The sequence below is a fragment of the Streptomyces sp. NPDC045701 genome (assembly GCF_056432045.1).
Window position 1 is genome coordinate 13,408 of the sequence record NZ_JBWKJV010000022.1, and the last position, 15,251, is coordinate 28,658.

Genomic DNA, 15,251 nt, shown 5'->3' on the forward strand with positions numbered 1-15,251 from the left:
GGCTTCGTGCATGTCGGTCCGGGCACTGCGGCCCTAAACGGATACGAAAGCTTTCCCCGGCCGGCGGGAGATGGGTGATGTCGCCGACGTACTTCGTGTTCACCGCCGCGGCAGTGAAGTCCCGGCCGATGAGGGCGGCGGCCAGCGAGGCGGCCGGATCCGACATAGTGGTGCGGTGCTTCGTACGAGCCCGTCGCTCGCCCTGCCCGTCGCCACGCTCAGCGCCCCGCCGAGCGCCCTGTCCAGTACGGCGACGGCCGACGGGTCGCCGCCCGGGAGTTGCCGGTGCATCCGGAAACGTCCGCAGTCCGCATGCCCCCACGGTGACCCCTCGAGGTCCATCCGTCACGTGCGGTGATTCCGACGCGCTTCGGGCACACCGACGCGGACCGGGACGGCCTTCCGCACCGCGCCGCCACCGCGCCGCCACCACGCCGCGTCGTCGTCCTGCGGCGGTACGGCGCACGTGTGAAGCTGGATCCGAGGCCACACAGGCCGCGGGTCGCGCGGACCGTATCGCTGGGAGCGTCCGCGATCCACGACGCCGACCCGCGCGGAACCCCGGCAGCAGGTTTCGGAGGGAGGTGGTCGAGGCCATGGACATCGAGCTGACGTATCACAAAGGGCTTCTGCGCGACATCGGCGGCGTGTCCATCACCTACGGCAAGCGGGAGTGGCTGGACAGTACACCGCGCGCGCTGGGGCCTTGGCCGCTCGAGTACCAGCGGTTGAGCTCGACCCTGCGCGCCGTGGGCAGCGTCGGGATCAACTACCGCCGGTGGTCCGGCCTGCCGCTCACCGTCGGACAGTGGAGCTGCGAACACAGCAGGTTCGGCGGGACGCTGCGGCGCATCGGACCCTACGCGCTGCGGTACGACCGACTCGGCAGCCGGGTGTGTGCCGTCGGCCCGCTCGAGATCTTCTACGACCGGGGTGGGAGCCGTCCCATCCGCCTGCGACTGGACGGTGAGGGCGAGTCGTTCTCCGACGACCTCCTCCTCGCCGTGTTCCTCGTGCTGTTCTGGCAGAAGCAGAACTGGGAGGCCGCTGCCCGAGCCAGGAGCTGACCGCGGGGAGCGGCCGGCGGGCCCGAGGAACCGACCGCCGGGGCGCCCGGCGTGGGTCACCCACCCGGTCGCACCCGGGCCGGGTCGGTCGCTACGGGCCGGTGGGGGCGTCCCGACGGCTCAGGCGAAGTTCGCCGGAGTCGGCCGCGTGCGTCTGGTCCAGGGCCGACACGCGTCGGCCGCCGTCCCCACCGCGGCGGGGACGGGGCGGCCGGTCGGAGCGGTCACCGGCCGGCCATGGCCTCCCCGAGAAGCCCAGGCGGGCCGTCACCGACGTCACCGTGGCCGGCGCGGTCCGGCCGGGGTGGGCAAGCCGTTGTTCGGGGCGGCTTGTCCCGGCTCCCCTTGGGCCTGCCCGCGACTCCGTACCGGATGGCGCGGCCGTCTTGTTGCCGCTGCCGGTGATGGTGGAGCCGTCGCTGGTGGGACTGTCGTACCGCACGCCCCGGATGCTCCACGGAGCGCTCAGCGATACCAGCGGGCGGTCCGTTGCCGGTCAGCCCCGGCGGCACCCTGGACGATCCGCACGATGACGGGTGCGGCCCGTTCCGGTTGCTCCTTCAGCCACCCGCCGAGGTGGTCCTGGATGGCCTGCCCAGGGCGGTCACGCGTACTTCACAGGTTCTCGGCACGCCGCGCGTGGAGCCCTCGAACCCGGGATGGTCCGACTTCGCCGGCCCAGCAGCCGACGCCGGGATCGAAGCATCGGGAGAGAGAACGACCTCCGGACCGTTCGCTGGACAGCCGCGCTCACGGAGCGGTGACCAGAATATGGGTCCACCAGGTGCGGCCCTCGTGATGGATCACACCCAGGCCGCTATGACGGAACGCGCAGTTGAGTATGTTGCGCCGGTGGCCCGGGCTGTTCATCCAGGCGGTGACCACGGAGTCGGGTGTGGCGTAGCCGTGGGCGATGTTCTTCCCATAGGCACGCGGTGTGTGGTCGACAGCTCGCGTGCGGTGGGAGGGCGCGGATGTGGCCGAGCTGTGGACCAGGGCATTGTTGCGTGCCATGAAGCTGTTGTGATGCGCGGCTGCCGCGTTGAGGCCGGGATCGGGCAGTAGGGGCGGGCAACTCGCCGTCCGTCGGTGGTGGTTGATCAGGTCGAGCGCCTGCTCGCTGATCCGGGGGCCGCCAGTGGGGCGGAGCGAGGCCGCTATGGGTGCCGTGGGCGGACGGGTGTCAGTGGGATGGTCGGTGACCATCAGGGTGGTGAGGAAGGCGGCGCTGGGAAGGACGTGGGTGCTCAGGGTGCGGAAGGCGGAGCGCCGTGGTCGACGGGGGTGGGGGTGGCCCTGGGTGGGCGGGGGGATCATGGCGTCCTCGGTACGGGATGGCTGGGTGGATGGGGTGGGGGCCCGCGGGGGCGTGAACGTGGGAAGTGGTGCGGTTGGGCGGGCTCCGGGTGGCGGGGGTGCTCACCCGCCACCCGGAGGTAGGGCCCGCTGTCAGCTGATGACGGGCGGGACGTAGTGGCAGGCGGGTTGCTTGGCGGTGGCGGGGTCGAGGGCGTTCATGACCAGGCGCAGGGCGATGGGGTCGTAGGAGCTGCCGATGTGGTCGGTGTGGTCGAGGCGGCAGACGTCCTGCAGGGTGATGTTCTTGACGCGGTTGGTGGGGCCGCTGTCGTGGATGTACTGGTGGTCGTAGGGGGTGACGACCTCGTCCCGGCGGGTGACCAGGGTGGTGTAGGTGACGCCGGGCATCGTGTCTCCGCCGGCGTCGAGTTCACGGTTGACTTCGGAGCCGATGGTCTGGTCGGCCAGGGACTGGCCGCCGAACTTGGCGACCGGGGCGAGCAGGCCCATCGTCTTGGCGATGGTGGCCAGGCCGAGCATGGTGGTGCCGTGGTTGCTCGGTGAGATGCCCACCAGGTGGTTGACCTTGTTCTTGGTGGGGTCGTCGGCGTCGGCGCCGCCTTCGAACTTCAGGTAGTAGCGGGGCAGGATGCCGCCGCCCTGGGAGTGGCCGACGAGGTCGACCTGCTTGGCGCCGGTGCGGGTCAGGACGCGGTCGACGAAGCGGGCGACTTCCTTGGCGGACTGCCGGATGGACGCGCGGCCCTTGATGACGTCACCGACCGGAGCGCCGAAGTTGCCGGCGAAGACGCAGTAGCCGTCCTCCTTGAGTTTCGGGGACAGCTCACTCCAGTTGTTGTACGCGTTCTCGTAGGTGCCGTGGATGAGGACGACCGGCCGCGGGTGCTTGGCGGTGGGCTTGCAGTCGAAGTCGTTGGCGCCGGGCGGCGGCGCGTCGGGCTGACTGATGGAGGAGAGGAACGCACGGTGCCACTTGGTGTGACCGATGACCCTCTGGGCCGACGGGGTCTCGGCTGACGCCTGACCGGCGAGGAAGGCCGGAGTGCTGGCGCTCAGGGCCAGCGTGGCGAGGCCGGCGGCGAGCAGCCGACGGGAGGAGCGGGTCCGAGTGCGGACGGAAGGGTGCTGGGTTGGTGTGCGCATGAGTGGTGCCTTCCGGGTCTTGGAACGGGGGCGGCGATCCGGCGCCGAGGGGCCGTCAAGTGAGTCCGGCCTGGTGCTTCCCGCTGTCCGGCACCCAAGAGAGTGCGGCTGGAGCGCAGCGTGGGGAAACGGACGATTGCCGCTGGGAGATGTGACGCGCGGTCACTCGTGAGATCTCACGGCCCGGTGTGACGCGGTCACTTCGATGATGCGCCCGTCAATCGGCACATGAACCACCATTCATCCGTTCGGGCAATAAGGCACTTCATCGCATAAATGGGTCCAGTCATGGAGCGGGATCGCACAGGGGCGCCGAGGTACGCCCGTACACGGAGTGAGCCGGGACCGCTGAAGGCTTTTCCGGCTGGGGCCGCGGACGGCACGGTTGTCGCCCACTCCTAGTGACGAAAGGCAGGACTGAGGCCACCCGGCCGAGGTGTGTGCGTCCGCGGCCCGACCGGATGTTCGCCTGTCTCGGTGCCGCCGCTGCGCGTCACGCCGCCGTGTGTGTCGGGCGCCGGGCACGTGGCCGGTTTGAAAGCATTCCGTTCAGTGGGCTGTTTATGCAGGTCACGCAGGATAGGTGAGGCTGAAGTGACGGGAAATGTGGCTGGGACGCGCACGGCGTGCGCGTCCGCCCGGTCCTCGCGTTGCGCCCTTCGTGCGCTGCCGCATGCCTCTGTGCGACATATGCGCCCCCTGGTTCGTGAAAAGTATGATTGACGAGCTCTGTGACGCTTGGTCACGGTGGGTAAGTCCGATTCGACGGCGGCACGTCCCAGCCGGGACGACACCGCAGCCCCCCTTCCCTTTTCACGGGCTTCGCGCTGCCGCCAGCTCAGAGAGGAAAACCCATGAAGAACCGCAACCGGACGGCCTCACGGGCCCTACGCGGAATGGCCGCGGCCCTGGCCACGGCAAGCCTGACGGCCGGCCTGGCCCTGGCCTCCCCCGGGCTCGCCCAGGCCGCCGAACCCAACGTCTCCATCTCCTGTTCCACCGCCGGCAACATTCACTTCGAGCCGGGCGTGCAGCTCATCCCGACCCCGCAGCAGGCCAACATCCGCCTCGAAGGCGACTGCTACGACAACAGCGGCGACGCGAACGGCGGCATGACCATCGCCGGCGCCCGCCTCACTAGCGGCTTCGACGGGCTCGTCCTCAGCTGCCTGGCCAGCCCCCTGGCCCGCGGAGAGGGCACCGGCACCGTCGAGTGGACGACCGACAACGGTGACAAGATCACCAGCCAGGTCGACATGCGCATCGAGCGCACCGTCCTCAACACCGCCCACCTGGCCGGACACGTCACCGAAGGCCGCTTCCAGGGCCAGGAGTTCACCGCCGACATCCACATGAGCTTCTGGCAGGGCATCGGTGAGTGCACCGTCGGAGCCCCCATGGGCGGCGTGAAGAACGCCGGCATCGCCGGTCAGTTCACCATCGGCTGACCAGCCACAACCTCAGGCGGTAGCGACGAGGGCCGCGGCCATTGGAGCTGGCCACGGCCCCCATCGACCCCACCGTCTCACCCCACGCCGCCGGAAACACCCATCGGCGTGGAAATAACACGCGGGAGGTAATCACCAGACACCTGTCCCAGCAGAGGGCGGGGAGCCGGCCGTGCCCGCGGCCGGCTCCCCGCCCCGTCGGCATGCCCGCCCCCATCCCGCACGCTGTGAGGCGATCCCTCCGGAGAAGTCGGCCGTGGCTGCCGCGGGCAGCTGCAGACGGGCGGCGAGCGGGGTACCGAAGTGGGGTCCGCCAGGGGCTGACATCACCGCCCTCGGCATTTCCCGCAACACGGCAGTCATGGGTGCTCTGGTCGCCATGGTGGTCGGCCATCTGCCCCTGGCCAGCCGACGGTGATGCGACCCGCACCGGCAGGACCTCGTCCAGTACGCCGTCTCCAGGGCCACCTTCGTAGCGGCCGACTCTCTCATCCCGCCGATCTCCGTGCCCTTCCTGCCGGCCACCCCGACCTGGTGTGGCCGCTGCTGGCCGGAGCCGTCCTGGGAGTGCTCATCGACAGCTGGGCGCTATACCGGATCTTCGACTCCTCCCTGCGGCCCGCCTGAGCCGCCTGACCACCGGGCGCCGCGGCCGCCGAAGCCGTCAAGGCCGGCGATGAGGGAGGACCAAAGCGAAACTTCTCGGGCTGGGCGCCCTGTGCGGCGTAGGGGGTTCGCTGTGTGGGCTGCCGACGAGTGCCGCCGGTGTCGCGCTGCCGGGCAACATGTCGGCGCCGCTCATGTCCGCCCTGGGACTGCTCGCCGCCCAGTACCCCCGGTCTGCTCCACGTCGATCTGTTCCACTCACTGCGCACAAGCGCTCCCGCAACCGATGCCTCCGGCCCGGACGGCCGGTCCGACGAGCCGCTCGCGCTGATCGGCACCGGACTCATCGCCGCCGGTTCGCTGTACGACCTCACCCAGATCCGCAGAGCACTCTGAGCCCAGGAGCGGGCCGGGATCCCCCCGCGGGGAGAGAGGAACGCCGACACTCGCGTGGACAGGGACGCCGGCGCTCGTACGGTGCGGGACCGCGCTCCCGCGCGAGGAGAAACACGCCAGAAAACTGATCGCCGCGCGTTCTCGTCCTGCTGTCGTCGGTGCTGCATCACTCGCTACCGCCCCGTCACCTGCTGTCCGGAGCTGTCCTCGCGTACGCGCACCCCGATGTAGGCCTGGCCGGGGAAGGCCCGGTACGGGGAGCCGGGATGGAAGAAGTAGCGGTACGGCGCGGTCGGGCGGCTGTAGGCGGTGACTGCTTCCGGCACGTCGAAGATGCCGACGGCGTTGATGACGAACGGCAGGGCTTTCTCACTGTGGACGAGCCCGGCCTGAACCTGCTGCTCGGTGGGCTCCCAGCCCTCAGGCATCCGGGCCTTGACGGCTTCCCAAGCCCCCTGACGGTAGAGGGCTCGGTAGGTGGGGTCGGTAAGGGCCTGCCGGAGATGGTCGCGGGCCCGCCGGTACTCCGGATGGCCGCTCCAGTCCCCGAACTCGCTGACCCGCAGTTCGGGATCACCCACCGCTTCCCGGGCCCTGCGGATACGCGAGGCCATCTGCCGGATGTCCGCCCGGGCCTTCTTGTAGGCCTCCTTCTCCGCCCGCCCCTGAGCCAGATAGGTGGACACCGCCATCTCCAGGTCGGACACGAGGACGTCGACGCGCTTCATCTCCCGTGTGGCCCACCTCAGCAGGATTTCCAGGCGGGAGGCGGAGAAGTAGGGATTGCCGGGGCTGACCATCAGAGCAAGGTGCTCGCGCCGGGCCAGGATCCGGGCGCAGGTCTCGCTGCTGGGCTCGACCTCTACCAGGTCCTCTTCCACGTAACTGTCCTCACTGCGCCTACGCCGCGACAAACCAAGTAGGACACGGATGGCGTTCGGGGGCGACAGGAAAGCTCGCGCGCACTGCTCGGCCGGGGTGCCCCCATGAACCGCTGTACGCCCCGGCCGTCAGCTCCGGGCCCCTCACCGACCGCTCCTCCGGCGCACCGAGACCGGGTTCCTTGTGGCCGCGGCTGCGTTCTTGCCTGGTTGCCGGTGAGGCGTCGAGGACTGTGGCGGGGCTGGGCCTTTACGCCTGCCGTGCCGATGTCAGGTCCGCGATCGACGGTGGCCGGCAAACGGGCTTGACCACGACCATTCCAGTGATCAAAGCAGTGCACGCCGTGGTGATGGTCCGTTGCGGTCACCGCCTGATCAATGATGGCCACCATGGTCGTCACGATCGTTGTCGCTGCTCTCGCCCTGGTTCTCGGTGTGGCGGGGCACTGGCTGCTCCGCGGCCGCCTGGAGGCGACGGAGACTCCTGCCCTGACCGTGCGGGACTTCGTGCTCCCCCTGCAGACACTGACCGTCTTCGTCTTGGCGTTCGTCCTGGTGACCGCCTCGACATCGAACGGCAAGGCCGACGAGGCAGCACGCAACGAGGCGGGCACCGTGGACCACATGTTCGAAGTCGCCGACTACGCCCCCGCCGCCGAGCGTCGGCGACTCCAGGGCGATGTGGTCTGTTACGCCCGCGCCGTGCGCGCCAGGGAGTGGCCCGCGATGGCCGACGGGCGCGGCACTGGCGAACCAAGCGTCTGGACCACGGACTTCAGAGCCGCGCTGCAGCGGATGGGCAGCGACACCCCTGCGTTCGGCATGCTGGTGGCCGCCGACAAGGAACGCTCCCAGGCCCGCCAGACCCGCATCGCCGAATCCACTCCCGCCATCCCCCACGCCGTGTACTGGCTCATGCTCGCCTCGCTCACGTTCCTCGTGATCACTCTCGGACTGTGCCTGCCACGCCAGAACACCGCCCTCGTCACCGCCGGCCTGGTCGTTCTCACCGCGCTGCTGACCACGGTTCTCCTCGTCATCAGGGACATCGAACGGCCCTTCAGCGGTGCCATCCGGGTCGCCCCGACCGCGATCAGCGCCGTCGCCGAGGACATCACGCAGGACTACACCGCCGCATACGGAGCCGGCCGGCTGCCCTGCGACAACGACGGGCTCCGCAGCTCCGTCTGACATGAGCACCCATAGATCGGCGCTCGCTTCGGCGACAGACCGGCCCAGCGTTGGACTGGGCAGGCAGTCGTGGCGAGTCGCTGCTTGGGGGTTCACGCAGCGCGGCCCACCCACGTCACCGAATCGCCGACACCGTGTGCGGCCGGAGCCGTTCAGGCATACGGAGCGCACACCTCGCGCTCCCCGGCGCGTACCGCGGCCGCGGTAGCCGCGGGCCCGGGAGCGCATGAGTCCACCGTCTGACGGCACCACGCCGAGGTACGACCGCAGGAGGAGTCCCGCCACCTCCTGCGGTCGCAAAGCGGCCGTTCACCTGGCGTGCTTGAGCGCGACTCCGGTCGCATGCGATCGCGACCCGGGACCGATGTGGCGTCGCGTGCCCCGCCCCGAGGATGACCGGGTGACCCACATCATCGCGGGGCTGTACATGTCCCCTCTGGAATTTCTTGCCTCGCTGGGGGCCGTCGCACTGGTGGTGGCGCGCTGGCTTCCCCCCGCGGCCCGCCCACGCGTCACGATCGCGGCGGTGGCGGTTCTCCTACTGTCCGCGATCGTGCTGAGTGCGATGGGGATTCGCTGGCAGATGCTGCCGGTACTGGCAGGCGCTGCCGTCGCGTTGCCGTTCACCCTCTCTCCCCTGCTGCGACGCCGTACCGGCCGGCCGGCGTGGCGGGCCCGATGGTGGCTGGCGTTGCCGGCGTCGGTCGCCTGCCTCGGTTTGATAGCCACGGGGCCGGCGGCCGCATGGGCTTTTCCCGTACCCGTGTTCCCCGAGCCGTCGGGCCGTTTCGAGGTCGGCACCCGGGTGGTGCAGTGGACCGACCCACGCCGCCCCGAGAGCTTCACCACCGCCGATCCGCACGACCGGCGCACGGTCGTGGTCCAGCTCTGGTATCCCGCGCAGAAGAGCCCGGCGGGCGCGGAGCGGGCCCAGTACCTCGGACGCACGGAGCACGAGGCGCGCACCGTTTCCGATGCCCTCGCCCGCCAGGTCGGCCTGCCTGGCTTCCTGGTCGACGGCGTCCCGCGTGCCCACTCCCATTCCGTCTTCAACGCACCGGTGGCCGGTGGGGGCGAACGGTTCCCGGTCGTGCTCTTCTCCCCCGGGTCGGGCGGAGTGCGTACCCAGAACACCGCCTGGGTGGAGGAACTGGCCAGCCACGGCTATGTGGTCGCCGGCCTCGACCACCCGTACGACTCCGCCGCCGTCGTCCTCGCCGACGGCCGAACGATCAGCGCCGAGATCGCCTCCACCGGAGACCGGGACAAGGACGACAAGCTGGCGGTTGACTGGACGGCCGTTCGGGCCGCCGACCTCAGCTTCGTCCTCACCCGGCTGGACCATCTGGACCGAGGTGAGCTGACCGGACGCCTGGACACCGGTCGGGTCGCGGTAACCGGCCACTCCATGGGTGGTGCCGCCGCTCTCCAGGCAGCCCGGCGGGACCACCGGTTCGACGCCGTCATCGTCCTGGACGGCTACCCCCACGGCCCCGCCTCCCCCTCCCTCCACCGGCCGGCACTCGCGCTCACCCAGGCCATCACTCCCGGAACCGACCCGGACTACGTACCCCGCCTCACCGAGACACTGAAGCTCAGCACCGCGACGAGCTACCGGCTCACCATCCCCGGCGCCGCACACCTCACCTTTATGGACGGCCCCCTGTACCTGCCGCCGGTGCCCTCGGTAGTCGGCTCCCTGGGCCGCACCGAGAGCCCGCACGTCGTCGCCGCAACCACGCTCGCCTTCCTGGACACCACCCTGCGGCACAAACCCGGTGACCTGGCCGGCCTTCTGTCGGCCTATGGCGACCTCAGCGTCCATCACCCGGACAACAGCCGCTGATCAGCTGTGCACCGCGCTGTTCATGGGTTACGTCGGTTTCGCGTTCCCGCTGCTGTTCGGCAGTCCGGCCGTGACTTTCGGGACGATCGGGTTGACCAAGCGTGCTGACCGCATCCAGGGCGCGATCGGGCTGGCCGTCTGCGGCCCGGCCGTGCTCCACCCGGCCTTCCTCCTGATGCCCTTCAGCGGAACCCACACCGGAGCGCGACGGCCGGACGGTGCGCGAGATGCCAGTCTCCGGAGGGGTCCCGGCGGCGACAAGCGTTCCTGGCGGGGCACGGCCGTGCTGATGGCGAAGGAGGGGACGATCAACATGAACTCGGAGACGGTCGGCCTCGGCGACGCCTACGACAAGACGGTCATCCATTCGATGCGGCTGAGCTGGTCGGACATGTACGCGCACGCGGCGCCGTGGTACGCCCCCGGTGGACGGGCCGGCCAACAAGTGCTCCGGTTGCATCGGCATGAACGACTCCGACGCCGCGTACTTCTACGGCCAGGTACGTGTGGGCGACCCGTTCGAGAGCACGGGCGGGGACATGAAAGGCACGGTGGCCGAGGGCAACGGCTACGGCGCGTGGAACGTCCTCTGGGAGCGGTGGAAGGCCAGGTGCGCCCCCGCGAAGGGCGGCTGACCACTCGCCGGGTCGGGCGGCCAGGTGGACGACCCCGGGCGACGGACGGTGGCCGGCCAGACAGCGGCAAGGGCCGCCCGGGCGACGGCGACCCGCGAGGGTCGGCGGCACTGCGGGGCCGGCCGGGAGGGCGGCGTCACGGGCCGGCGGTCGGCGAAGCGGTGGACGGCGGCTGTGGCACAGCGAAGGCAGGGTGCCCGGGCGGCAGCGCGGCGGCACCAGGGCGGCGGCCGGGCGGACGGGGCGCGGTGAGGACGGGCGAGCGGCAGCGCGGCGGGGCCCGTGCGGGGCCACGGCGGGACGGACTGCATCCCGGCACGGCAGTGACCACGTCGCGGCCGACGGCGGGGCGGCGGGCGGCGGGCGGCGAACCTGCTCGGCCCGGTCAACGTGCCCGCGCCCCGGAACAGGGATTGCCCCGGACCACACGACGGCGGGCACAGTACCGGCCAAGCAGCCAGCCCTCCACCGGCGAACACGAGACGAACCCCGCAAGGGGTCTAAATCACCCATTCGGCCCATCCCCGCCCCCGGCGCACGGGCATGGAGCCTTTACTCGAACCAAGGGCAGGTGCCACGCACGGCACCTTGGCCCGCGGAGGTGCTCCGGGTCGCACCCGCTGGGCACAGAGAAAAGTTTGAGTCCCCTGCATCTGGAGGCCGAACATGGTTCACATCCCCGTACGCGCGGCGGCTCTCGTCTCCGCCGGCATCCTGACCCTCACCGCGGCCCCGGCCTTGGCCACCGCTCACTCCCCCGGTGCACAGCCGGATCCGTGCCGTACCTCGAGCCTGGCCCTCGACTGGGCCTCCGGCGGATCGGCACAACCGGGCGGCAGGAACACCGCAGGACACCAGGTGGACACCTTCGTGTCGATGAAGAACACCGGAGCACGCGCCTGCACCCTGCGAGGCTACCCCGACGTGACCCTGGAGATGGGCACGGAGACCCAGGGGGTGATAACCGAGACGTTCTTCGAGAAGAAGTCGCACAAGCCGAAGACAGTCAAGCTCAACCCCGGCGCCACCGCGCGATTCACATTGACGTTCCTCTCCGCGAAGGAGACCGACGACAACGTCATCGCCCCCGGAGTCGCGGCCGTCACTCCGCCCGGCAACAACACAGCCAAGGAACTTCGCTGGCGGTGGGGGCCGGTCCAGCAGCAGGAAGCAGCCACGCACCCCGGCAACCACGTCAGCCCGGTGTTCCGCTGACCGCGGCCGATTGCGGTACGCCGGCCGGGCCGGCAGCGCGAACGGCCGAGACACTGCGGCGACCGGCACGGCCCATGGCGGCGGGGCGACGGCGGCGGCCCCAGGCGGCGGCCGTGCCAGGGGCCGGACGGCGGCGGACCAGGCCGCACGGCAGACGGGCCTGACGGTGCAGGCCGGCGCCCAGACGGCGGCGGACGGACCGCCGGGCGGGGGGAGCCGCCGCGGACGGGGCTCGTCCGACCACCCGCTGCTTCGCCTCGCGTGACCTTCCCGGCGGCGACTTGGCCCGCTTCGTCATGAGCAGCCACGACCGCCGTCACATCCCCACCGCCTGGCAGCGCACCGGCAGCGCCCGCCTCAACCCGCCGGCCGGGACCGTGGCCCGTTGGGCGCCAGGCGGCTCGGTGGTCGAGCACCTCGTCGACGACCACTGCCGGCTCTCCCTCGGCGCCTGGTCCTGGTCGGGTGTCGCTGGGCTCCTCGCCACCTTCGACACCGAGCTGACCGACCTGGACCCGCCGGAACTCGTCCAGGCCTGCCGGCGCCTCACCCGCCGATGGGCCACCATCACCGACCCCGGCGATGTGCCCCGCTCGCCCCCATGACATGGTCACCGCTCCGAGCGTCGGCCGGACGCGAAGGACAACAGTGAACAGGAGGCGGCCCTCGCGGCTGCCGCCCCGTCTCAGGACGTCGCGGCAACATCGCCTGCGACCGCAACACCGTGCCGCCCGACGCCCTGGTCGCCTTTGCCGCCGCCGACGGGCCCGCCGCCCCACTTCCTCCGACGGCGTGGGCAACGCGCGTGGACCGGCCCGATGTACGTCGCGGCTCTCAGCGGGATGGACGGGGACGCACTGCCGCGGCCCGGGATCGAGGTTCCTGACTGAGCGTCCACCAGGCGGACGGAGGCAGGGCGTCGGCATCGTGACGGCGGGCAGGCGCCCGGGGTGCGGCTTACGGGTGGCGTGGGAGCGTCGGTGGTTGCTGACGAGGCGCGCGCAGAGGCCCGGCGCCTGACAGGGGTGGTACGACGTCCTGGACCCTGGGCGCCCGCCCGAGGGTCAGCGGGCGGCGGCGGCGACGGTGTCGGCGAATGCGCGGGCCGGCGGGGTGAGGGCGTCCCAGCGGCGGACGGCCCAGCCCACCGACAGCTTCGGCAAGCCGGGAATGGGCAGGAAGCGCAGTGCATGGGGTCCGTTCGCGTCCTGCCGGCCGGGCAGGGCGGGCACGATGGCGTGGCCGAGGCCCAGTTCGGCCAGCAGGATGGCGGTGTCCCAGTCGGCGACGCTGGTGTCGGACGTGACGTGGATCCCCAGTCCGGCGAAGGCGGTGTCGAGGTGGGCTCGGGAAGAGGAGTTCTCCGGTAGCCGGATGTGCCTGATATGAGCGAGATCGGCGGCTTCGATGTGTGACCGGTCGGCGAGGGGGTCGTCGGACCGGACGGCGAGCACCCAGGGCAACTCGGTGACGGGCCGCTGTTCGATGCCGCGAACCGGGCGCCCGAGGGTGATCCAGGCGAGGTCAAGGGTGTCGGAGGCGAGTGCGGCGAAGCAGTCGTGGCTGGTGGTCTCGGTACGGAACTCCAAGGTCACCTTGGGGTGCCGACTCCGGAAGGCCACGACGGCTTCAGCCATGAAGTGCCGCACGGTTGTGGCACCGGTCGTCACCCGTACGGAACCGGCCTCCCCGCGTGCGAGTTCCCCAAGGCTCCGCAGGGCCGAGTCCAGGCCGGCGATGCCGTCCGCCGCAGCAGCCTGCAGCACGCGCCCCGCCGGTGTGGGAGCCACTCCACGGGGATGGCGTTCGAGGAGCCGCATGCCGGTCTCCCCCTCCAGCCGTTTCACATGCTGGCTGACTGCCGACTGCGTACAGCCCAGTTCCCGGGCCACGGCGCTCAGGTTGCCGGCCCGGCACACCGCAACGAACACACGGAGATCGTCAAGAGGCATGGAAACCCAAGCTATTCCTTGGGTCTTGTGAAGAAAACCCCAGGATTGACTCCGTCCCGACGGCCGTTCACGATCGTCTCGTAACGCGGCGGCAACCCGCCTCCCGCGCTCACGTGCCCGGTCCGGAGGGGTGGAGCATGCCGGGAGCGCGGGTGCCGGCCCCGCCGGAGCTGCGCGAAAGCGTCGACCGGTGCCCCGTGACGGTCAAGAACACCGCACTGTGAGCAGCCCTGGAGCGGGTCCGACCCGAGGTGCTCGGCGAGGCATGGGGCGTGCCCATGCTCAACGGGGTCGAACATCCGGCCCGGCTGCGCCGGCGCTACGGCGCGCGGCAGGTCGCGGCGGGCGTGGTCCGGGTCGAGTCGACCCGTACCGCGCCGGGTGTCATCGAGCACGGCAGCCCGTTCGCGCAGATCGATCTGGCCGAGACCCCTCGAGCACCCGGCCCCGCCGGCCGCGATGCTGAGCAACGCGGGTGTGCGGGCGCGCGTATCCCCCGACGAGACCGCCACCCTGTGGGGCAAACTGGCCTTCCTCGCGCCATTCGCCCCGCTGACCACCCGTTACCGGCTCACGGTCGACGAAGCACGTACCGAGCGGCGCGAGGAGCTGGTGGCCCTCGTGGGGAAGAGGGCCGCGGCAAGCCGTGCCTGCGGCGCACCGGCCGACCCCGCAAGGACTCTGGCGCTCTACGAGTCGTTCCCCGCCGGCAGCAAGTCGTCCATGCAACGGGACTCCGAAGCAGGCTGCCCGCTGGAACTCGACGCGATCGGCGGAGCAGTGCTGCGGGCGGCACGCCGGCACGGAGTACCCGTGCCGGTGACCGACCGACTGGTGGCCGAACGGGCGACCGGCTGAGCGGTCACGACGGCGTCGCCCACCCACCCGAGGGGCTGTGAGCGGTGCCCTCGAACGGCAGGAGCACAGCGCGAGGGGCGGCAGTCTCCCAGTCACACGCCGGCCACGCCGTCGATCCGTTCGCGGATCAGGTCGGCATGTCCATTGTGACGGGCATACTCCTCGATCATATGGATGAGCACCCGGCGCAGGCACACCATGCCCCGCCAGGGGTCGACGCCCTCGATGTCGAGATGCGGAGCCTCGGCGGCAAACGCCTGCGAGAAGGCCACTTCGGCGCGCCAGGCGTCGAAAGACGCCGCGACGACGCCGGGGGCGGGGTCGGCGCCGTCGGAAGTCGCCCTGGGGGCACCTGTCTGACGGGGGCGAGGGCGGCGACATGGAGTGGGGAACCGGTCCGGCACAGCGGCGGCATGCGGAAGTACGACGGGGCCGGTACAGGGGGAAGAGGAACGGGCGGCGGACGCTTGGCGGTGACAGGCGGCGGCGGGTCCCGCCGCCCAGGCGACGGGCAACGGCACGAGGGCGACGGAGGCAGTCGGCCGCACCGCGACGGCGAGAGGCGAAAGGCGCACCTTCGAGAACTGCACCGGTCGGTGTGAACGGAGCGGTACCGGCCATCACCTGGCTGCTGCCGGCGAGCAATTCTTGACGGCCTGCTCCAGCGGCAGCAGCGGAGTTCGTCGGCCACGG

11 protein-coding genes and 2 pseudogenes are annotated in these 15,251 nt (G+C 70.9%); 8 read left to right on the forward strand and 5 right to left on the reverse strand.

What is annotated here, in order from left to right:
- Positions 1 to 596: 596 nt before the first annotated feature.
- Complete coding sequence (locus AC07DW_RS22105; protein ID WP_478859387.1) at positions 597 to 1,067, forward strand: hypothetical protein; 471 nt, start codon at positions 597 to 599, stop codon at positions 1,065 to 1,067.
- Between the two features lie 750 nt (positions 1,068 to 1,817).
- Here the strand turns inward: AC07DW_RS22105 and AC07DW_RS22110 are convergent.
- Entirely contained in the window at positions 1,818 to 2,384 is a 567-nt protein-coding gene (locus AC07DW_RS22110) for a CAP domain-containing protein (RefSeq protein ID WP_478859388.1), read from the reverse strand.
- A gap of 132 nt (positions 2,385 to 2,516) precedes the next feature.
- Positions 2,517 to 3,530, reverse strand: a complete 1,014-nt coding sequence (locus AC07DW_RS22115; protein WP_478859389.1) for an esterase/lipase family protein — start codon at positions 3,528 to 3,530, stop codon at positions 2,517 to 2,519.
- An 854-nt stretch (positions 3,531 to 4,384) separates the two neighbouring features.
- Here AC07DW_RS22115 and AC07DW_RS22120 point away from each other — a divergent pair.
- Entirely contained in the window at positions 4,385 to 4,978 is a 594-nt protein-coding gene (locus tag AC07DW_RS22120; protein WP_478859390.1) for a hypothetical protein, read from the forward strand.
- A gap of 1,175 nt (positions 4,979 to 6,153) precedes the next feature.
- On the opposite strand, the gene AC07DW_RS22125 is transcribed toward AC07DW_RS22120, so the two are convergent.
- Positions 6,154 to 6,861, reverse strand: coding sequence for a tRNA-dependent cyclodipeptide synthase (locus tag AC07DW_RS22125; RefSeq protein WP_478859391.1), 708 nt, complete (start codon positions 6,859 to 6,861; stop codon positions 6,154 to 6,156).
- 390 nt (positions 6,862 to 7,251) lie between these two features.
- On the opposite strand from AC07DW_RS22125, the gene AC07DW_RS22130 reads away from it, so the two are divergent.
- From AC07DW_RS22130 to AC07DW_RS22150, 5 genes and pseudogenes are all read left to right on the forward strand, one after another.
- Positions 7,252 to 8,052 (forward strand): bestrophin-like domain, encoded by an 801-nt coding sequence (locus tag AC07DW_RS22130; protein WP_478859392.1) that lies wholly within the window; start codon positions 7,252 to 7,254, stop codon positions 8,050 to 8,052.
- A gap of 400 nt (positions 8,053 to 8,452) precedes the next feature.
- Entirely contained in the window at positions 8,453 to 9,898 is a 1,446-nt protein-coding gene (locus AC07DW_RS22135; protein ID WP_478859393.1) for an alpha/beta hydrolase family protein, read from the forward strand.
- 203 nt (positions 9,899 to 10,101) lie between these two features.
- Positions 10,102 to 10,533, forward strand: a pseudogene (locus tag AC07DW_RS22140) (L,D-transpeptidase); the annotation flags it as partial.
- A 666-nt stretch (positions 10,534 to 11,199) separates the two neighbouring features.
- Positions 11,200 to 11,748, forward strand: coding sequence for a DUF4232 domain-containing protein (locus tag AC07DW_RS22145; RefSeq protein WP_478859394.1), 549 nt, complete (start codon positions 11,200 to 11,202; stop codon positions 11,746 to 11,748).
- Positions 11,749 to 12,044: 296 nt separating this feature from the next.
- Positions 12,045 to 12,353, forward strand: a complete 309-nt coding sequence (locus tag AC07DW_RS22150; RefSeq protein WP_478859395.1) for a WCX domain-containing protein — start codon at positions 12,045 to 12,047, stop codon at positions 12,351 to 12,353.
- 459 nt (positions 12,354 to 12,812) lie between these two features.
- Here the strand turns inward: AC07DW_RS22150 and AC07DW_RS22155 are convergent, their stop codons facing one another.
- Entirely contained in the window at positions 12,813 to 13,700 is an 888-nt protein-coding gene (locus AC07DW_RS22155) for a LysR family transcriptional regulator (protein WP_478859396.1), read from the reverse strand.
- Positions 13,701 to 13,846: 146 nt separating this feature from the next.
- On the opposite strand from AC07DW_RS22155, the pseudogene AC07DW_RS22160 reads away from it, so the two are divergent.
- Positions 13,847 to 14,558: pseudogene (locus AC07DW_RS22160) on the forward strand (ketopantoate reductase family protein); the annotation flags it as partial.
- Positions 14,559 to 14,650: 92 nt separating this feature from the next.
- Here the strand turns inward: AC07DW_RS22160 and AC07DW_RS22165 are convergent.
- Positions 14,651 to 15,148, reverse strand: a complete 498-nt coding sequence (locus AC07DW_RS22165; protein ID WP_478859397.1) for a mycothiol transferase — start codon at positions 15,146 to 15,148, stop codon at positions 14,651 to 14,653.
- Between the last annotated feature and the right edge of the window lie 103 nt (positions 15,149 to 15,251).

What these genes read in the sequence shown, in the direction of transcription:
- AC07DW_RS22105 (WP_478859387.1), top strand. Translation starts at nt 597, where the DNA reads ATGGACATCGAGCTGACGTATCACAAAGGGCTTCTGCGCGACATCGGC.
- AC07DW_RS22110 (WP_478859388.1), bottom strand. Translation starts at nt 2,384, where the DNA reads ATGATCCCCCCGCCCACCCAGGGCCACCCCCACCCCCGTCGACCACGG.
- AC07DW_RS22115 (WP_478859389.1), bottom strand. Translation starts at nt 3,530, where the DNA reads ATGCGCACACCAACCCAGCACCCTTCCGTCCGCACTCGGACCCGCTCC.
- AC07DW_RS22120 (WP_478859390.1), top strand. Translation starts at nt 4,385, where the DNA reads ATGAAGAACCGCAACCGGACGGCCTCACGGGCCCTACGCGGAATGGCC.
- AC07DW_RS22130 (WP_478859392.1), top strand. Translation starts at nt 7,252, where the DNA reads ATGGTCGTCACGATCGTTGTCGCTGCTCTCGCCCTGGTTCTCGGTGTG.
- AC07DW_RS22145 (WP_478859394.1), top strand. Translation starts at nt 11,200, where the DNA reads ATGGTTCACATCCCCGTACGCGCGGCGGCTCTCGTCTCCGCCGGCATC.
- AC07DW_RS22150 (WP_478859395.1), top strand. Translation starts at nt 12,045, where the DNA reads ATGAGCAGCCACGACCGCCGTCACATCCCCACCGCCTGGCAGCGCACC.
- AC07DW_RS22155 (WP_478859396.1), bottom strand. Translation starts at nt 13,700, where the DNA reads ATGCCTCTTGACGATCTCCGTGTGTTCGTTGCGGTGTGCCGGGCCGGC.